This is a genomic window from Phreatobacter sp. (assembly GCF_052440005.1).
Lineage (GTDB): Bacteria > Pseudomonadota > Alphaproteobacteria > Rhizobiales > Phreatobacteraceae > Phreatobacter.
The window spans coordinates 1-17,585 of record NZ_JBQVQL010000059.1; the positions used below are offsets into that span (position 1 = coordinate 1).

The 17,585-nt window shown below is 67.3% G+C and carries 18 protein-coding genes; 7 read left to right on the forward strand and 11 right to left on the reverse strand.

All coding sequences use genetic code 11. The annotated features are described in order from the left end of the window. A partial coding sequence (locus tag ACT6XY_RS14820) for an ethanolamine ammonia-lyase light chain EutC (protein WP_444749096.1) occupies positions 1-421 on the forward strand: 421 nt, incomplete at its 5' end. Between the two features lie 71 nt (positions 422-492). Here the strand turns inward: ACT6XY_RS14820 and ACT6XY_RS14825 are convergent. The 6 genes from ACT6XY_RS14825 to ACT6XY_RS14850 are packed head-to-tail and all read right to left on the reverse strand — an operon-like array spanning position 493 to position 6,316. Then, entirely contained in the window at positions 493-1,440 is a 948-nt protein-coding gene (locus ACT6XY_RS14825) for a cupin domain-containing protein (RefSeq protein WP_444749097.1), read from the reverse strand. Positions 1,441-1,459: 19 nt separating this feature from the next. Continuing rightward, positions 1,460-2,722 (reverse strand): Zn-dependent hydrolase, encoded by a 1,263-nt coding sequence (locus ACT6XY_RS14830; protein WP_444749098.1) that lies wholly within the window; start codon positions 2,720-2,722, stop codon positions 1,460-1,462. A 4-nt stretch (positions 2,723-2,726) separates the two neighbouring features. Beyond that, complete coding sequence (locus tag ACT6XY_RS14835) at positions 2,727-3,605, reverse strand: alpha/beta fold hydrolase (protein ID WP_444749099.1); 879 nt, start codon at positions 3,603-3,605, stop codon at positions 2,727-2,729. A 16-nt stretch (positions 3,606-3,621) separates the two neighbouring features. After that, entirely contained in the window at positions 3,622-4,755 is a 1,134-nt protein-coding gene (locus tag ACT6XY_RS14840) for a pyridoxal phosphate-dependent aminotransferase (protein WP_444749100.1), read from the reverse strand. 8 nt (positions 4,756-4,763) lie between these two features. Next, a complete protein-coding gene (locus ACT6XY_RS14845; RefSeq protein ID WP_444749101.1) occupies positions 4,764-5,543 on the reverse strand; it encodes an SDR family oxidoreductase in 780 nt (259 codons plus the stop codon). 56 nt (positions 5,544-5,599) lie between these two features. Further along, positions 5,600-6,316: a GntR family transcriptional regulator gene (locus tag ACT6XY_RS14850; protein ID WP_444749102.1), complete on the reverse strand. Its 717-nt coding sequence runs from the start codon at positions 6,314-6,316 to the stop codon at positions 5,600-5,602. A 343-nt stretch (positions 6,317-6,659) separates the two neighbouring features. Here ACT6XY_RS14850 and ACT6XY_RS14855 point away from each other — a divergent pair, with 343 nt between their 5' ends. The 6 genes from ACT6XY_RS14855 to ACT6XY_RS14880 are packed head-to-tail and all read left to right on the forward strand — an operon-like array spanning position 6,660 to position 12,126. Then, positions 6,660-7,442: an ABC transporter ATP-binding protein gene (locus ACT6XY_RS14855; RefSeq protein WP_444749103.1), complete on the forward strand. Its 783-nt coding sequence runs from the start codon at positions 6,660-6,662 to the stop codon at positions 7,440-7,442. Continuing rightward, complete coding sequence (locus ACT6XY_RS14860) at positions 7,439-8,224, forward strand: class II aldolase/adducin family protein (RefSeq protein ID WP_444749104.1); 786 nt, start codon at positions 7,439-7,441, stop codon at positions 8,222-8,224. Before ACT6XY_RS14855 ends, ACT6XY_RS14860 begins: the two co-directional genes overlap by 4 nt. Positions 8,225-8,246: 22 nt before the next feature. After that, positions 8,247-9,263, forward strand: a complete 1,017-nt coding sequence (locus ACT6XY_RS14865; RefSeq protein WP_444749105.1) for an ABC transporter substrate-binding protein — start codon at positions 8,247-8,249, stop codon at positions 9,261-9,263. Between the two features lie 14 nt (positions 9,264-9,277). Further along, positions 9,278-10,072 (forward strand): ABC transporter permease, encoded by a 795-nt coding sequence (locus ACT6XY_RS14870; RefSeq protein ID WP_444749106.1) that lies wholly within the window; start codon positions 9,278-9,280, stop codon positions 10,070-10,072. Next, positions 10,069-10,824, forward strand: a complete 756-nt coding sequence (locus ACT6XY_RS14875) for an ABC transporter permease (RefSeq protein ID WP_444749107.1) — start codon at positions 10,069-10,071, stop codon at positions 10,822-10,824. Before ACT6XY_RS14870 ends, ACT6XY_RS14875 begins: the two co-directional genes overlap by 4 nt. A gap of 3 nt (positions 10,825-10,827) precedes the next feature. Then, positions 10,828-12,126 (forward strand): LLM class flavin-dependent oxidoreductase, encoded by a 1,299-nt coding sequence (locus ACT6XY_RS14880; RefSeq protein ID WP_444749108.1) that lies wholly within the window; start codon positions 10,828-10,830, stop codon positions 12,124-12,126. Positions 12,127-12,457: 331 nt separating this feature from the next. Here the strand turns inward: ACT6XY_RS14880 and kdgD are convergent, their stop codons facing one another. The 5 genes from kdgD to ACT6XY_RS14905 form a co-directional block, all read right to left on the reverse strand. Continuing rightward, a complete protein-coding gene (kdgD, locus tag ACT6XY_RS14885) occupies positions 12,458-13,405 on the reverse strand; it encodes a 5-dehydro-4-deoxyglucarate dehydratase (protein WP_444749109.1) in 948 nt (315 codons plus the stop codon). A gap of 125 nt (positions 13,406-13,530) precedes the next feature. Further along, entirely contained in the window at positions 13,531-14,418 is an 888-nt protein-coding gene (locus tag ACT6XY_RS14890) for a LysR family transcriptional regulator (protein ID WP_444749110.1), read from the reverse strand. 40 nt (positions 14,419-14,458) lie between these two features. Next, the gene (locus tag ACT6XY_RS14895) at positions 14,459-15,958 is read right to left on the reverse strand and encodes a tripartite tricarboxylate transporter permease (RefSeq protein ID WP_444749111.1); all 1,500 of its coding nucleotides are present in this window, start codon (positions 15,956-15,958) and stop codon (positions 14,459-14,461) included. Positions 15,959-15,960: 2 nt separating this feature from the next. Then, the gene (locus tag ACT6XY_RS14900; RefSeq protein WP_444749112.1) at positions 15,961-16,407 is read right to left on the reverse strand and encodes a tripartite tricarboxylate transporter TctB family protein; all 447 of its coding nucleotides are present in this window, start codon (positions 16,405-16,407) and stop codon (positions 15,961-15,963) included. A 60-nt stretch (positions 16,408-16,467) separates the two neighbouring features. Continuing rightward, the gene (locus ACT6XY_RS14905; RefSeq protein ID WP_444749113.1) at positions 16,468-17,541 is read right to left on the reverse strand and encodes a Bug family tripartite tricarboxylate transporter substrate binding protein; all 1,074 of its coding nucleotides are present in this window, start codon (positions 17,539-17,541) and stop codon (positions 16,468-16,470) included. Positions 17,542-17,585 lie beyond the last annotated feature (44 nt).

Sequence of the window (17,585 nt, forward strand, 5' to 3'; positions counted from 1 at the left end):
GTCGAGCGCCGTCCACGCCCATGCGGCGGCGGCGGTCGCGGCCCTCATGCCCCATGTCGCCCGCGAGGGCTGGAGCCTCGCGCCCGTCGTCGTCGCGCGCCAGGCCCGCGTGGCGCTGGCCGACGAGGTCGGCGAGATCCTCGGCGCGCGGCTGGTGCTGATGCTGATCGGCGAGCGGCCGGGTCTGTCGACGCCCGACAGTCTCGGCCTCTATCTCACCCACGGGCCCCGCATCGGCCGAAACGATGGCGAGCGCAACTGCATCTCCAACGTCCATGGCGCGGGGCTGTCGCCGGAGATCGCCGCCTTCAAGGCGGCCTGGCTGATGCGCGAGGCCCTCGCCCGCCGCCTCACCGGCGTGGCGCTGAAGGACGAGAGCGACGGCGCCCTCGGGCACGGGGCGCGCGCGACGATTGGCTGAGCGATAGCGAGCGGTTCGTTGATGGCCGGCGGCCGCAACGCCAGGTGCAGCGACAGGCGCGCCGAGGCAGCCTATTCGAGGAACGCGAAGCCCATGGTTCGGGCGTGATAGTGCAGCGCTCCGTCCTGGACGATGAGAAACAGGGCCCGCATGGGTCCGCCATTGTGATGGGAATGGGGGGCGCCCGGCGGAGTGACCAGGGTGGCCCAGGGGCTCCAGTCGCAGCGCTGGCCGTCGACCATCGAGAAGCAGTCCTCGCCGCCGACGACCAGGGTGATCGCCGCGGAATTGTGACGGTGGGCGCGCTGGTGGGTGCCGGCCGGCAGCGTGTTCAGGGACAGGGTGAGCGTCGGCAGGATGTTGCGGGCGGCTTCCAGCCTGTCGGAGGAAAAGATGACCGCGATGCCGGAGGTCTGCTCATTGGTGCTCGCCGCGTAGATCAGATCGATCTGCCGAGCGATCTCGGCGGCGGGATAGTGCACGGGTTCCACCGGGCCGTCGTCCGGAGGATGGGGCAGCGCCCGGTCGACGGCGAGTTGCGGCTCGTTGGTCACGAGCCACAGAACCACGCGGTCGGCGCCCGCGCCGAGACGGGTCTTGGCGCCGCCGGGCGTCAGGAACACATCGCCTGGCGCGAAGTGCAGGCTCTCTCCGGCGACGTCGCACTGTCCGCTGCCGGCGATGACGAACCAGATGGCCCCGGTCGCGATGAAATGGGCGTCGAGCGTGTCGCCGGCCGCGACCACCGCATAGCGCGCCAGCATCAGGGGCGTTGTGGCGGCGAAGGGGCAGTCCATGGCTGCCGACTGATCGCAGGCGATGAAGCCCGTCGGCGTTTCGGGATCGAGGGCCCTGGTTGCCGGATCGGTGAAGATGTGGCCGGGCACGGGCGGCAGCTTGATGTTGAAAGCATTGCCCGAATTGAAATAGCGGGCGCGCCCCTGGGCCTCGTCGGCCGGGTTTGCCGCACGTTGAGCCGGCATGTCGGCCATGTCGATCTTGGCGGGTTTGTCCAGCATGCGGGTCTCCCCAAGGGGTTCAGGCGGCGGGAACGTGGGGGCCGGGCGGCACGGCGACCAGCGCGCGCAGGACCTGCGCCAGCACAGACGCCCCCGCCGCGACGTGGGCAGGCTCGGCCCATTCGTGCTCGACATGGCTCAGGCCGCCGCGGCACGGAATGAAGATCATGGCGCTGGGGCAAACCTTGGCCAGATGGCGGGCATCGTGGCCAGCCGCCGACAGGATATCCATGGAGGCATGGCCCTGGTCCGAGGCCGCCCTGGTAATCATCGCACGCAGGCGCGCGTCGAAATCGTTCGAGGGAGCACTGACCAGGGGCCGGACCTCGACCGAACAGGGTCCGGCCTGTTCATGGCAGATCGCCGTGAGCCGGGCGCCTGTGGTGTCGAGCACGGCGTTGTCGGGATGGCGCAGGTCGACGCTGAAGACCACCCGGGACGGAACGACCGAGGGGGCATTGGGTTCGACCCTTACGCGGCCGATGGTGAACTTGATCACGGCGTCGAAGCCGCCGATCTCCGCATTCAGCGCGGTGACGATGCGTCCGAAGGCGGCGACCGCATCGCGCCGGTCGGCCATATCCAGCGTACCGGCATGGCCCTCGGCGCCGGAAATCGTGACCTCGAAGGTCTTCTTGCCCTGGATGCCCGTGACGACGCCGATGACCCGGCCTGTCGCCTCCAGCACCGGCCCCTGCTCGATATGCAGTTCCAGGTAGGCTGCGACGGGAAAGCCGAGCGGCTTTCGCGCCATGGCGGGAAAGGCTGCATGCAGGCGGTCGAGCGCCTCGCCGACGCTGGTGCCCTCGCCATCGCGGACGGCGCGGATGGCGGCGAGGCTGCGCTCGCCGGCAAAGGCCTCCGACCCCATCATGCCCGGGGCGAAGCGGCTGCCCTCCTCGTTCATCCAGGCGACCACGGTAACGTCCCCGTCCGGCACGATGCCGGCCGCGCCGACCTGGACGACGGCCTCTATCGCGGCCAGGACACCCGCCGCGCCGTCGAACTTGCCGCCTGTCGGCTGGCTGTCGATATGGCTGCCGAGCAGCACCGGTGGCAGGGATCGGTTGCGGCCGGCCAACGTCAGAAACAGGTTGCCGGCGGCGTCGGTCGCGGGCTCCAGGCCCGCCTCGCCTGCCCAGGCGAGAACGAGGCGCCAGGCTTCGATCTCGCCTTCGCTCAAGGCTTGGCGGTTGACCCCGCCCCCGGGCGTCGCGCCGATGGCGGCGAGGGCCATGAGGCGAGACCAGAGCCGGTCGGCGTGGATCAGCGCATCAGCCATGGGGCTACTTGGTCCGCATCACCTGCGCGGCATCGGCGCGCGGGTCGCGCTTCCGCCAGGCACCCGCCTCGACCTGCGCGATGAATTCCGCGAGCAGCGCGTTGAAGGCGGCGGGCTCTTCGAGATTCAGCGTGTGGCCGGTCTTGGGAAAGACCGAGAGCCCGCAGGCCGGAATGGTCTTTTTCAGGAAGATGCCGGGCTGCAGGCAATGGTCGTCCTCGTCGCCGACGACGACCAGTGTCGGCACCTCCATGCGCTTCAGCTCGTCCTCGAGGTCGTAGAAGGAGGGCCGCCGCGCCTGCACGCCGCGCATGGTATTGGCGGCGCCGACGTCCGAATGGGTGGCGAGGCGCTCGGCAAAGGCCTGCCAGCCGCGCGGATCCTTGTTCTGGAACTGCACGCGGCTGGCGCCGAGCGCATAGATCTTGGCGAATTCACGTGCGCCGAGCCGCTGGAAATTGTCCGCGACCTCCAGCGATACGCCGCGGAAATAGTCCTCGAACTGCTTCTCGCAGCCGTAGCCGGCCCCCGCCACCGTCAGGGACAGCGCGCGCTCGGGCGTGCGCAAGCCGAAATGAACCGTGCAGAAGCCGCCCATCGACAGCCCGACGATGTGCGCCTTGTCGATGCCGAGCCCGTCGAGGACCGCGACCGCATCGTCGGCCGCATTGGCCTGCGAATAGGCGGCCACGTCCGTCGGCACGTCCGAGGGCGGATATCCACGCGCCGCGTAGGTGATGCAGCGATGGCGCCGGGAGAAGTAGTTCAGCTGCGGCTCCCAGCTCAGATGATTGCCGCCGAACTCGTGGATGAACAGGATCGGCGTGCCGCTGCCGGCCTCCTCGACATGGAGCTTGAGGCCATCTTTGGTGGTGATCTCCATGGCTTCGGCCTTTCCGTTAGAACTGTGCCGGCAGGTCGTTGAGGGTCCGCGCCTGCTCGACCATCTGCGGCAGCAGCGCACAGAACTTCTCCACCCAAGCCGGCGGCACGGACGTGCTGACCTTCACGAAGCGGTCGCCGAAACGCTGCGTATGATAGGTGCCCTGGCGGATCATGATGCCCTGGCGGCGATAGCATTCGACCAGCGCCTCGGGCCTGACGCCGGCATCCACCGTCTCCAGCACCAGAAAATTGCCGTGCGAGGGGTAGATCGGCAGGGCCAGGCCCTCGATAGCGCCCGACGCCGCGTGGATCATCGCCTTGTTTGCCCGGTCAATGCCGCGGACGGTCGTCATCCATTCCTGCTTGACCGACAGACCCGCCTCCGCCGCGCGTTGGGCGATGACGCTCGCGCCGAGCACGCTGGACGAGGATCCGGCGAACTCCTCGAACAGCGTGGGCGAGGCCACCAGCGCGCCGATGCGCAGGCCAGCGAGGCCCAGCCATTTGGAGAAGCTCAGGGTGACGACGGCCCCCTCGGGCGAGGCATGGAGCGCCGGCGTGTGGCCATCGGCGAAGTCGCGATAGGTGCAGTCATGCACCAGAAGCGCGCCGCAATCCCTGGCGATGGCTGCGAAACTCTCGATCTCATCGGCGGTGTAGCGGATGCCCAGCGGGTTGTTGGGATCGACCACATAGATGATGGCGGTCCGCTCATCGACATGGGCGCGCAGGGCCTCGGCCGTCAGGCGATAACCGCAGGCGGCATCGTAGATGGGGATTTCGATGACCTCCGCGCCCTGCTGCCGGGCGAACAGGCAGGGCCATTTCCACGTAGGGTCGGTCGTCACCAGCGTCGTGCCCGGCTTGCAGCGGGCACGGCACACCAAGGCGAGGGCATTGACGCCGCCTTCGGTGACCAGCGCCTCGGCCCCAGGCGTGCCGAGATCGGCGACGATCGCGGCGCGCACCGCCTCGAAACCCAGCGGCGGGGCATAGGCATTGTATTCACCGGCCTCGATGGCGCGGATCATCGCCTGGCGGACGGCCGGATGACCGTCGATGTGGTTCGTGTTCTGACCGAGCCAGAAGAGGCCGGGCGTCGCCGAGAGCTCGTCGAAATACCGGTTGCGCAGCAGGGCCTGTGACATCATGGGCCTCAGATCACCGAGCCGCGCGAGGCGATGCCGCCATCGATGGTGACCACCGTGCCGGTGGTGTAGCCGGAGCGCGGTGAGGCCAGGAAGGCGACGAGGTCGGCCACCTCTTCAGACGTGGCGGGCCGCTTTCCCGGATATTTGTCGAACAGTTCCTGCCAGCGTGCCTCGTCGCCGAGCATGTCGATCGACTTGCGCTTCATGATCTTGACCATGCGGTCGGTGGCGACCGGCCCGGGATTGACCGCGACCACGCGCACGCCGTGGTTGAGGCTCGCGCCGCCCAGAGCCTTGGTGAACGACATCAGGGCGGCGTTGCCGGTGGATCCCGCGATGTAGCTCGCGTCCCAGTTCTCGCCGGAATTGCCGATGACGTTGACGATGACGCCGTCCTTGCCGCGCATGCGCGGATAGTAGAGGCGCGACAAGGTGATGTAGCCGAAGACCTTAAGGTCGAAGCCGCGGCGCCAGGCGGCGTCGTCGAGGATGTCGAGGGACCCCGCCGGGATATCGCCGGCGTTGTTCACCAGGATGTCGACGTCACCGACATCAGCCGCCAGTTTTTCCATGGCCGGGGTCGTCGACAGATCCAGGGCGTGGATCGTCACCTTGACGCCATGGGCGGCCTCGATGCGGCTCTTGGCCTCCACCATGGCGTCGTGGTTGCGGGCGGCCAGATGGACATGGCAGCCCTCGGCAGCGAACACGTCGGCGATGGCGAGGCCTATGCCCTTGGATGCGCCGGTGATCAGCGCCGTCTTGTTCTTGAGATTGAGATCCACGCCCAGCTCCGATGCAAAAGGATATGCAATCGGTAGCAATTTGCATACCAAGCCGGTCAGCCGAAAGCGGCGAGGAAATCCAGCAGATTGTCGCCGAGCAGATTGACGTGGTCTCGCATGGCGCGATGGGCACGCTCCTGATCATGGGCCAGGATCGCCTGGATGATCTCCTCATGCTCGCGCAGCGTGTCCGCGATGCGGTTGGGCATGCGGGTCACGCGGCGACGGTAGGCGGCGACCTGATTGCGCAGGCGCCGGGTCTGGTCGGCCAGGAAGGCATTGCGCGAGGCCTCGTAGATCGCCTCGTGAAACTCCTGGTTGATGTCATAGAACTGGTCGATGTCGCCGTCTCCGGAACTGGCCACAAGCCGTTCATGAATCGCGTTGATCTTCGCTGACCAGGAGGCGGTGACGCGGCGCGCGGCAAGTCTTGCGCATAGGCCCTCCAGCTCCGCCATGACCTGGAACATCTCGACCAGGGCATGGGGACTGATGGCACGAACGGTAGCGCCCTGGCGGCCACGCAGTTCCACCAGGTTGTTGGCGGCGAGCAGGCGGAAGGCCTCGCGCACCGGCGTGCGCGAAACGCCGAAGCGCAGCGCGATCTCCTGCTCGTCCAGCCGGCTGCCGGGCTCCAGGCGGCCGGCGGCAATCGCCTCCTCCAGCCGCTGCCGCATGGTCTCGGCGAGCGTCAACGTGGGTCCGGCGGCTGCCGTACGCTGCCTGTTCTTAGCGCGCTTGCCGCCTTTTTGCGCAACGGTTTCCATGGTCATGCATCTCAATCGACATCTGACATATACAAGATTGACTGGATCTCCGCCCCTGCCCTCGCAGCGAACCAGCCAATCTCCGGCAAGTTGGCCTCTCCGCCCGCTGCGGTCCAGCCCAATTTACGGCTACTGCCGCGAAAACGCCCGCTGGCACATGAGTTGCTAGACATCGACGGGCTGCGACCGCTGGCACGCGGATGAGCATCCCCGTTATACAAGTATGAGGGACTTGCCGGTGCAGGCCTTGGAGCGAGACGACGGGACCGGATCTGCCGTTGCGCCACAGGCTGCGGGGCAGACGGCAGCGGTAGCGCCCCAGCCGGCGCAGGTGGCGCCCCTTCTGGCCATGCGAGCGATTTCGAAAACCTTCGGCGGCACGACCGCGCTCTCCGGCCTCGAGTTGTCGGTGGCGCCGGGCGAGTTCGTCACCGTGGTCGGCCCCAGCGGCTGCGGCAAGAGCACGCTGTTCAACATCGTCGCCGGCCTGGAGGAGCCCGACACCGGCGGCATCCTGCGCTTCGAGGGGCAGAGCTGTCACGCCGCGCAGCTCCTGGGCCGCGTCTCGTTCATGCCGCAGCGCGACCTGCTGCTGCCGTGGCGCAATGTCGTCGACAACGCCATCCTGGCGCTGGAGGTGGAGGGCGCGCCCCGCAAGGAGGCGCGCGCCAGGGCGCTGCGCATGCTCCCCGAGTTCGGCCTCGCCGGGTTCGAGACCCAATATCCTCACCAGCTCTCGGGCGGCATGCGCCAGCGCGTGGCGCTGATGCGCACCTTTCTGTTCGAGCGCGACCTGATGCTGCTGGACGAGCCCTTCGGCGCGCTCGACGCGCTGACGCGCGCGATGATGCAGCGCTGGTTGCTGGACGTCTGGCAGAAGTATCGCCGCACCATCCTGTTCATCACCCACGACGTCGACGAGGCGATCTTCCTCGGCGACCGCGTGCTGGTGATGACCGCGCGTCCCGGCGCCGTGAAGCTCGAGCAGGCGATCGACCTGCCGCGGCCACGCCGGCCCGATGTGGTGACCTCCCCGGAGTTCATCCGCCTCAAGCGCACGCTGCTCGAAACCATCGAGGAGGAGAGCATGAAGTCGTTCCAGTCGGCCGAAGCCCCGAAGGTGCCGCAGTGAACGCCGCCATCCCCTCCGCACAGCCGCCCGCAGGCATGGACCCGGCCGAGTGGGATGCCCGCGTGAAGCTCGCGGCGAGCTATCGCCTGGTCGCCAAATTCGGCATGGACGATCTCATCTACAACCACATCTCGGCCCGCGTGCCCGGCCATGACGACCAGTTCCTGATCAACCCATACGGCCTCTTGTTCGACGAGGTCACCGCGTCGAGCCTGGTCAAGATCGACATCAAGGGCGAGACGCTGAGCGAGACGCCCTACAGCGTCAATGTCGCGGCCTTCGTCATCCACGCCGCGATCCACAAGACGAGCCATGACGCGGCCTGCGTGGCGCACACCCATTCCGATGCGAGCGTCGCGGTGTCCGGCCAGGAGAAGGGCCTCCTGCCGCTCAGCCAGTTCGCCATGCGCTTCTACAACCGCCAGGCCTTCCATGACTACGAGGGCGTCGCGATCGACCTCGACGAGCAGGAACGGCTGGTGCGCGACCTCGGGCCCCACAAGGTCATGCTGATGCGCAATCACGGCATTCTCACCGTCGGCCGCACGCCGGGCGAGGCCTTCATGCTGCTCTACTATTTCGAGCGCGCCGCCCGCATCCAGCTTGCCATGCAGGCCGCGGCCGCCGCGGGCGCCGCCCTTGTCATCCCGCCGCCGGACGTCTGCGAGAAGGCTGCCCGCCAGTTCTGGGACCTGCAGGGCGACATCCTCGTGCCCGGCGAACGGGAATGGCCGGCGCTGATGCGCCAGCTCGACCGCAACGATCCATCCTATCGCACCTGATCCACCTGCCAGGAGACAGTCCATGCTGAACCGCCGCCAAGCCATCGCCTCTGTCGCTGCCGTCGCCGCCGGCTCGCTGACCGGCAGCATGCCCACCTCCGCGCAGACCCTGACCAAGGCCACGCTGCGGCTGAAATGGCTGCCCCAGGCGCAGTTCGCCGGCTTCTACCTGGCGGTCGCCAAGGGCTATTACCGCGCCGAGGGCCTCGACCTCACCATCAATCCGGGCGGACCCAATCTCCTCGCCGAAAACCTGGTCGCCACCGGCGCTGACACGTTCGGCCTGTCGGGCGGCACCGACAGCGTCTTCGCCGCGCGCGACAAGGCCCTGCCCATCGTCTGCATCGGCGTTTCGCATCAGGTCACGCCCTTCGTCTTCGTCTCCCGCAAGGACGGGCCGGTGAAGACCATCCAGGACTTCAAGGGCCGCACGGTCACCACGTGGTTCACCGGCGCCAACCACGTGCTCAACGGCATGCTGGTGAAGGAGGGCGTGAAGCCGGAAGAGGTGAAGATCCAGCCGCAGCAGGTCTCGGTGACGCCCTTCGTCGACGGCTCGGTCGATGTGGTCACCGCCACCTATTACAACGAGCTCTACACGATCATGGCGCGCATGCCGAAGGACAACCTGCGCACCTTCGTGGCCGAGGACTACGGCATCACCTTCCCGCGCGACACGCTGATCACCTCGGAGACCTTCGCCAAGGAGAAGCCCGAGTTGGTGAAGGGCTTCCTGCGCGCCTCGATCAAGGGCTGGAAGGAGGCCTTCGCCGATCCCAAGGCCGGCGTCGATGCCGTCATGGCCGTGGCGGCGACGCTCGACCGCGCCCATCAGGACTTCATGCTGACCGAGGTGAAGCGGCTGATGACCGCCGGCAAGGCCGCCGAGAACGGCCTGTTCTGGATCGATCCGGTGTCGATCAAGACCGCGCATGACTTCTTCCTGGCCAACAAGGTGATCTCGCGTCCCCTCGATCTGGCGGCGGCCTATGTCGGCGACTTCCTCTCCGGCCTGCCCGTGGCGGACCGGCGCCTGTGACCTTGCAGGCGACCATGGCCGCCCCGAGGGCGGGCTCGGCCGCCAGGGCCCAATGGATGGCGCGCGCCGGTGGATTGGGCCGGCTCGTGCTCGGGCTCGCCATCGCAGCCCTGGTCTGGGAAGGCTCGGTCCTGCTGTTCGGCATCAGGCCGCATTACCTGCCGAAGCTCAGCACCATCCTGCAGGCGATCGCCATAACGCCGAAGCCCTATGTCGACGGCTTCCTGCGCACGCTGGCCGAGACGCTGATCGGCTTCGTCGCCGGCGGCGCCTTCGGCATCGCCATGGGCATCGTCTTCTTTCGCCTGCGCGCACTGCGTGAGATGGTGTTCCCGATCTTCATCGTGTCGCAGACCATTCCGGTCATCGCCTTCGGCGCGCTGGTGGTGCTGTGGTTCGGCAACACACTGCTGGCCAAGGCGGTGATCGCCTTCTACCTCACCTTCTTTCCCGTCGCCGTGAACACGCTGCTCGGGCTTGAATCGGTCGACCGCCAGCAGGTGGCGCTGATGCGAAGCTTCGGCGCGAGCCGCTGGCAGCTGCTGGCGCGCCTGCAGTTTCCAACCGCCCTGCCCCACATCTTCGTGGCGCTGAGGCTCGCCTCGTCCCTGAGCCTGGTCGGCGCCATCGTCGGCGAATGGTTCGGCGACACGACGGGTCTCGGCGTGCTGCTGTTGCAGGCCATGTACAACGAGAATGTCGTGTCCATCTGGGCGACGCTGCTGGTCTCGGCGCTGCTCGGCACCGGGTTCTATGCCGTAGTGGCGGCCGCCGAGCGGCGGCTGGTGTTCTGGGGGGCGGAGCAGTGACGCCCGACACGTCCTCCTCGCTCGCCGTGCAGCGCGGGCTGCTCGGCGGCCTCATCCTGATCCTCGGCTGGGAGGGGCTCGCCCGTGGGCTGGCGCTGCCCTCCTATGTGCTGCCGGCGGTGAGCGAGATCATCTGGAGCATCTGGACCTCGCGCTCGCTGCTGGCGGAGGCCGCCACCTATACGCTTGGCGAGGCCGTGCTCGGCTATGTCCTGGGCTGCCTCATCGGCATCGGGCTCGCCGTCTTCATCACCATGGTACCCGTCACCCGCATGGTGCTGCTGCCGCTGGCGACGGCGGTCAATTCCGTGCCGGTGGTAGCCTATTCGCCGCTGATCCTCTTATGGTTCGGCATGGGCGTCGCCTCCAAGATCGTCATGGTGGCCATGGCGGTCAGCTTCACCGTGTTCCTGTCGACGCTCGCCGGCCTCGACCGCGTCGACCGCCGCTCGGTCGACCTGATGCGCAGCTTCGGCGCAGGCCGCTTCGGTATCCTCTGGCGGCTGCGGCTGCCGACAGCCCTCCCCCTGATGCTGTCGGGCATGCGGGTGGCCACGGTGCGCAGCGTCATCGTCGCCATCGTCACGGAAATGCTCGGCGCCTATGGCGGCATCGGCTGGGTGATCTTCCAGGCGGTGCTGAAGATCGATTTCGTCCAGGTCTGGTCGGCGATCTTCGTGGCGTCTGCGGCCAGCCTCCTGTTCTTCGGGCTGGTCGGCCTCGCCGAACGCAAGATCCTGTTCTGGAAGTAGTCCATGCCCCGGCAGATGCATCTCGGCCTGTTCATTCTCGGCACCGGCAGCCATGCCGCGGGCTGGCGCTACCCCGGGGCGGTCGACAGCTTCCAGGATTTCGCTGCGATCCGGGAGATCGGCCGCACCGCCGAGCGCGGGCTGTTCGACATGATCTTCATGGGCGACAATCTCTATGCTGATCCGGACGCCCACCCGTCCTACACGCTGCGGCTGGAGCCCTTGACGATGCTGGCGGCACTCGCCACCAGCACGCGGCATATCGGCCTGGGCGCCACGGTGTCGACCACCTACAGCGATCCCTTCACCGTCGCCCGCGCCTTCGCGTCCCTCGATCATATCAGTGGCGGCCGCGCCGCCTGGAACGCGGTGACGACGGCCAATCCGACCACTGCCGCCAACTTCGGCACCACCCACCCGAACCACGCCCGCCGTTACGAGATGGCGTCGGAGTTTCTCGACGTGGTCACCGGGCTCTGGGACGGCTGGGCCGATGACGCCCTGGTGGCGGATCGCGCGAGCGGCGTCTACCTCGATCCGGCCAAGCTCCGGTCCATCGACCACGAGGGGACGTTCTTCAAGGTCAAGGGTCCGCTCAATATCGGCCGCAGTCCGCAGGGCCGGCCGGTGATCCTGCAAGCGGGCGGATCGGAGGCGGGCCAGGCGCTGGCCGCGCGCACGGCGGATGTCGTGTTCTCGGTGGTGCAGGATATCGACGAGGCGAAGGAAGGCTACCGGTCGCTCAAGGACCGGCTGCCGGCGCTGGGGCGCAGCGCCGATGAGGTGACCGTATTGCCGGGCGTCATGCCGATCGTCGGGCGCACCACCAAGGAGGCCTTCGACAAGCTGGCTGTGCTGCAGAGCTTCGTCAATGACGGCAATGCCCTGGGCATCCTGTCCGACCGCTTCGGCCAGGACATGTCCGCCTATGATCTCGATGGTCCCGTCCCGGATCTCGCGCTTCCCGACAGCTACCACAGCTTCGCCCGTGTCATGCTGGCCAAGGCCCGGCGCGAGAACATGACGCTGCGCGATCTCTACAATCTCACCGCCGCCGCGCGGGGCCATTGGGTGTTGTGCGGCTCGGCCGAGAGCATTGCCGATACGCTGCAGCAATGGTTCGAGGAGCGCGCGGCCGACGGCTTCAACGTCATGCCGCCCTACTTCCACGAGGGCTTCACCGATTTCGTCGACCTCGTGATCCCGATCCTGCAGGAGCGCGGCCTGTTCCGAAGCTCCTACGAGGGTCCGATGCTCAGGGACCAGTTGGGGCTGAAGCGGCCGGAGCGGCGCGCAGGCTGACATTCAGCCAGCCCGGCTAGGGCGAGACGATCTTCGCCGGGGTGATCGGAAGGTCACGGAAACGCCGCCCCGTGGCATGAAGGAAGAACGGAATCCTCGGCTATCCGCGCGTCCGACCAGGATGGGAAGATTGAAGGCTTCTGCGCAGCGCCGTCTCCTTGCACCCGCAAGAGAGGCGTGCGTCACCTACCGGGCGGTCGGGAGCTGGACCGGCCACGGTGGGGCAAATTGGCTCGTCGACCAATCGTCTGAAGCGGCATGCCCGGCCAATTCAATGTCGTTATGCCATGCCGGGGCCGCATGGATCGGCCTATTCCCTTGCGGCGGTGCGTCATGCGGCGTGTGGACGGGCGGCGAAGATGCCGGTGTCGAGCCTGCGCACGAGGGCGGCGAGTTCTGCCGTCTCGGCTTCCCCGAGATCGGTCAGCGGCGCGCGGACCGGCCCTGAATCCCGCCCGACGACCTTCATCCCGGCCTTGATGATCGAGACCGCATAGCCCTTGCACCGGTTGCGGATGGCGAGCAGCGGCAGAATGAAGTCCTTCAGTCCGGCCTCCACCGTCCGGTGGTCGCGTTTCCGCACGGCTGCGTAGAAGCGCGTCGAGAACTCCGGAACGAAATTGAAAACTGCCGAGGAGTAGGTCGTCACGCCCATCTCGAGGTAGGGCATCGCGAAGGTTTCGGCGGTCGGAAGGCCGCCCACATAGGTCAGGCGATCGCCCATCCTCAAGCTGATCCGCTGCATCAGTTCGAGGTCCCCGACACCGTCCTTGAAGCCCACGAGGTTGGCGCAGCGCTCGCAGAGCCGCGCCAGCGTGTCCTCGGTCAGAATGGCGTTGTCACGGTTGTAGACGATGACGCCGAGGCTGGTGGAACGGCAGACGGCCTCGACATGCGCGGCGAGCCCCTCCTGCTCCGAGGTGACCAGGTAGGGCGGCAGCAGCAGGATTCCGTCAGCACCGGCCTTTTCGACACTCCGGGCGAGCTCGCAGGCGATGGCGGTGCCGTAACCCACTCCGGCCAGGACCGGGACGCGCCCGGCGGTCTCGGCCACCGCGACCGCGACGATGCGGGCGACCTCTTCCGGCGTCAGGGAGAAGAACTCGCCTGTGCCCCCACACGAGAAGAGGCCCGCCACCTCGTAGCCGCAGAGCCAGTCGAGGTTCGAGCGATAGCGCTCCTCGTCGAAGGCGAGGTCTGCGTCGAAGGGCGTGACGGGGAAGGAGAGGAGCCCGCTGCCGATCCTCAGGGCCATGTCCTTCGGGGTCATTCCGGCCATGGATGCCACTCCTCATGCAGGCCCGCTCCGGGGCACTCGTTGGGTGCGGCAAGCATGGCGCAGGCTCAGGGGTGATGCCCGACCAAAGGCTGGATGAATCGATACCGAATGTGGAACGATCGGTCTCAGGCGGCCATCTTGCGCGCAACGTCGAGCAGGATCGGGATGGCGGGGTTGGTGCTCTGTTCGCGCCAGACCATGAAAAGTTCGGCGAGAACCGGCTTCTGCAGCGCGATCGGCCGCAGCACAACATCGCGGAACTGAAGGTTGTCGGCGGCCTCGGGCACGATGGCGACACCGACGCCCGCGTGGACCAAGGCCAGGATCGAGTGGATCTGGGCAAGATACTGGACGTGGTTCGGCGACAGTCCGCCGCGGGCGAGGATCTCGACGACGAGATCGTGGAAATAGCGGGCCTCATAGGGCGCGTACATGATGAAGGGATCGGCCGCGAGTTGCTCGAGCTTCACGCTGGTCTGCCGCGCCCTGGGATGGTTCCGCGGCAGCGCGGCCAGCATCGGTTCAGCCATGACCCGGAACGAGCCGAGCCCCACGGGCGGCATGGGCGGGCGCATCAGCCCGATGTCGATTTCCCCCGACAGCAGCCGTTTCAGCTGGTCCCCGCTGACCATTTCCTTGAGCGACAGCGCGACGTCGGGCAGCTCGTTGCGGCACGCCGCGACCAGGCTTGGAAGATAGCTGTAGGCCGAGGCCGCGGTGAACCCGACCTTCAGAGAGCCCGCCCGCCCGCGCGCCACCCGCTTGACCAGCAGGGCCGAACTCTCGGCGAGACCGAGGATATGGCGGGCTTCGGGCAGGAAGCTCTGCCCGGCCGGGGTCAGCTTCACCGATCTGCTCGAACGCTCGAGCAGCTTCACGTCGAGGATGCGTTCGAGAATCTGGATCTGCCGGCTCAGCGGCGGCTGGGTCATGTTCAGTCGTATCGCCGCCCGGCCGAAATGCAGCTCGTCGGCCACCGCCACGAAGCAGCGCAGCTGGCCGAGGTCAAACATGGCGGGGGCCTGTGGGGCATGGCGCGCATCCGGTCCTCATCTATTCCTGAAAGACCTCCTCGCGCTTGGCCCGGACCGCGGGCAGGATCAGGACGGCGAGGAGCAGAGCCGTGAGGACGAGCAACGCAGCACTGATGGGCCGCTCCACGAAGACCAGAGGGTCGCCGCGCGACAGGTTCATGGCGCGGCGGAAGTTCTCCTCCATCAGCGGGCCGAGGATGAAGCCCAGGATGAAGGGTGCGGGTTCCGCGCCGACCTTGACGAAGAAGACGCCGACGAGGGCGAAGATCAGCATCAGGCCGATGTCCAGCTGGCTGTTGCTGATCGAATAGGTCCCGATGCAGCAGAACAGCGCGATGGCCGGAAACAGGATGCGGTAGGGCACGCGCAGCAGCGACACCCACAGGCCCACCAGCGGAAGGTTGAGGATGACCAGCATCAGGTTGCCGAGCCACATGGAAGCGATGACGCCCCAGAACAGCTGTGGCTGGGCGGTCATCACCTGCGGCCCCGGCTGAATGCCCTGGATCATCAGCGCACCGACCATCAGCGCCATGATGGCGTTGCCGGGAATCCCGAGGGTCAGAAGCGGGATGAAGGACGTCTGGGCGCCGGCGTTGTTGGCCGCCTCCGGGCCCGCCACCCCTTCGATCGCGCCCCGGCCGAACCGCTCCGGCGTCGCCGAGGTCTTCTTCTCGACCGCGTAGGACGCGAAGGAGGAGAGCGCCGCGCCGCCTCCCGGGAGCACGCCGAGGATGGAGCCGATGGCGGTGCCGCGGAGCATGGCCGGCACACAGTCCTTCAACTCCTTGCGGCTCGGCCAGAGCTGGCTCAAGGCGACGGACAGCAGCGTCCGGTCTTGCGGACGGGACAGGGCGATCATGAGTTCCGAAATTCCGAAAAGGCCGATCGCGATGGCGACGAAGCCGATGCCGTCGCCGAGCTCGCCGATGCCGAGCGTCATGCGGGGAAGGCCCGTGTTGACGTCGATGCCGACGAGGCCGAGCAGCAGGCCGAGCAGCACCATGGCCACCGCCTTGATGGCGGAGCCGTGTGCGAGCGCGATGGAACCCGTCAGCCCGAGAACCATCAGGCTGAAGTATTCGGCCGCCGTGAATTTCAGCGCCAGCACCGAGAGAGGAACGCTTGCGACCGCGATGATGATCGTGGCGATCGTGCCGGCGAAGAAGGAGGCGATCGCCGCGATTGCGAGCGCCGGGCCGGCGCGGCCCTGCTTCGCCATCTGATGGCCGTCCAGGCAGGTGACGATCGATGACGACTCGCCCGGCAGGTTCACCAGAATGGCCGTGGTCGAGCCCCCGTATTGCGCGCCGTAGAAGATGCCGGACAGCATGATCATCGCCGACGCCGGCGGCAGGGTGAAGGTGAAGGGCAGCAGGATCGCGATGGTGGTGATCGGCGCGATGCCCGGAAGCACCCCGACGAGCGTGCCGATCAGCACGCCGAGGAAGCAGAAGGCGAGGTTTGCCGGCGTGAGCGCGACCGCAAATCCGGTGGCGAGGTTGGCGATGAGATCCATGGTCAGCTCACCGGCCAGATGGGCATGGGAAGGCCGAGCGCCTTGACGAACAGGAGCACCGCGAACGCCGACAGGAGCACCGCGATCATGACGAGTTCCTTCCAGCGCATGTCCTTCGACGCGGACCCCGCAATGAGGACGACGATGAAGGCGGTGGCGGCGAGGCCGAGCCTTGGCAGCAGCAGGCCGAACAACCCCACCGCGGCGCCGACAAGCAGGATCGGCCGCCACGCGATATCGGGAAAAGCCTCGCCCGCGGCGACGAGAGCCCTGCCGGCGATGAACGCGCCGATCAGGGCGATCATCACGGCAAGCGCCCTCGGGACGTAGCCCGGCCCCATGCGGGAGGTCGAACCCATGGGCAGGTCGGCGATGAGGTAGAGCGCAACCGCCGCCACGGCCATGAGGAAGAGCCCGAAGGCGAGGTCGGCGGTGTTCACGCGGGTCATGGTGGATCCCTGCTGGACAAAGGGGCGCGCCGGTTCGCCCGGCGCACCGGGGCCGGGGCTTCAGCCGTCCAGCGAGATGTTCTCGGCCTTCACGACCTCGCCCCATTCGACCATCGCCTTGTCCATCCAGGCGGCGAAGGTGGCCGGAGAGTTGGGTCGCACATCGCTGCCGAGCTCCCTGATCTTGGCCACGATGTCGGCCTGCGCCAGGACCTTGTTGAGCTCCTCGTTGAGGCGCGAGACGACCGGGGCGGGCGTGCCCTTGCTCGCGTAAATGCCCTGCCAGGAACCGGCGTCCTGCACCGGGGTGTTCAGCTCCTTGAACGACGGCAGGTTCGGCAGCGCTTCCAGCCGCTTCTCGCCGGAAACGGCGATCCCCTTCAGCTGGCCCTGCGTGACGAAGGGAAGTGTGGCGATGGCCCCGTTGAAGATGACGTTGCTCTCTCCCGAGACCACGCCGCGCACCGCCGCAGCCCCGCCGCGATAGGGTACCGCGCTCCATGTGATGCCGAAGTGCTTGCCGACGACCATGGCCGTCAGGTGATTGACGGCACCGACACCGCTGGTGGCGACATTGAGCTTGCCGGGATTGGCCTTGCCATAGGCCGCGAGCTCGGCGAACGAGGTTGCCGGCACCTGCGGGTTGATGGCCACGAGATAAGGCGAGAACGACACCATGCCGACCGGAACGAGGTCGGTCTTGACGTTGAAAGACAGCCGCTTGAACAGCGCCGGCACACTCGCCAGGGTCCCCGCATCGGCGATGAGGAGCGTGTGGCCATCGCCGGCCTGCCGCGCCACGAAATCGGCCCCGACATTGCCCGAGGCGCTCGGCCGGTTGTCGACGACGACCGGCTGGCCCAGCGCCTGCGAGAGTTTCGGGCCGATCAGCCGGGCGAGGATGTCCGACGTGCCGCCTGGGGCGAAGGGCACGATCAAACTGATCTGGCGGGTGAAGGTCTGCGCCCGCAGCGCGGGGGCAAAGAGCGGAAGTCCGGCAGCGGACAAGCCGGCGACAGCAGAACGCCTCGTGAGCATCGTCATATCTCCCTTGGTTTGATGTCGCTCTTGTCCTGGTGGCTGGTTCGCCAATCCGAGCGTTCCATCCAGATTGACCCACGGACCGCCCCGCATCAATCCAAATACTGAATTGACCCCGTTGTGCTGACAGCCGGTCC

Excerpts from the sequence above, each read along its gene's own strand:
- ACT6XY_RS14830 (WP_444749098.1), bottom strand. The coding sequence starts at position 2,722 with ATGGCTGATGCGCTGATCCACGCCGACCGGCTCTGGTCTCGCCTCATG.
- ACT6XY_RS14855 (WP_444749103.1), top strand. The coding sequence starts at position 6,660 with ATGCGAGCGATTTCGAAAACCTTCGGCGGCACGACCGCGCTCTCCGGC.
- ACT6XY_RS14835 (WP_444749099.1), bottom strand. The coding sequence starts at position 3,605 with ATGGAGATCACCACCAAAGATGGCCTCAAGCTCCATGTCGAGGAGGCC.
- ACT6XY_RS14890 (WP_444749110.1), bottom strand. The coding sequence starts at position 14,418 with ATGTTTGACCTCGGCCAGCTGCGCTGCTTCGTGGCGGTGGCCGACGAG.
- ACT6XY_RS14865 (WP_444749105.1), top strand. The coding sequence starts at position 8,247 with ATGCTGAACCGCCGCCAAGCCATCGCCTCTGTCGCTGCCGTCGCCGCC.
- ACT6XY_RS14825 (WP_444749097.1), bottom strand. The coding sequence starts at position 1,440 with ATGCTGGACAAACCCGCCAAGATCGACATGGCCGACATGCCGGCTCAA.
- ACT6XY_RS14900 (WP_444749112.1), bottom strand. The coding sequence starts at position 16,407 with ATGACCCGCGTGAACACCGCCGACCTCGCCTTCGGGCTCTTCCTCATG.
- ACT6XY_RS14895 (WP_444749111.1), bottom strand. The coding sequence starts at position 15,958 with ATGGATCTCATCGCCAACCTCGCCACCGGATTTGCGGTCGCGCTCACG.
- ACT6XY_RS14880 (WP_444749108.1), top strand. The coding sequence starts at position 10,828 with ATGCCCCGGCAGATGCATCTCGGCCTGTTCATTCTCGGCACCGGCAGC.
- ACT6XY_RS14840 (WP_444749100.1), bottom strand. The coding sequence starts at position 4,755 with ATGTCACAGGCCCTGCTGCGCAACCGGTATTTCGACGAGCTCTCGGCG.
- ACT6XY_RS14905 (WP_444749113.1), bottom strand. The coding sequence starts at position 17,541 with ATGCGGGGCGGTCCGTGGGTCAATCTGGATGGAACGCTCGGATTGGCG.
- kdgD (WP_444749109.1), bottom strand. The coding sequence starts at position 13,405 with ATGGCCGGAATGACCCCGAAGGACATGGCCCTGAGGATCGGCAGCGGG.
- ACT6XY_RS14870 (WP_444749106.1), top strand. The coding sequence starts at position 9,278 with ATGGCCGCCCCGAGGGCGGGCTCGGCCGCCAGGGCCCAATGGATGGCG.
- ACT6XY_RS14850 (WP_444749102.1), bottom strand. The coding sequence starts at position 6,316 with ATGACCATGGAAACCGTTGCGCAAAAAGGCGGCAAGCGCGCTAAGAAC.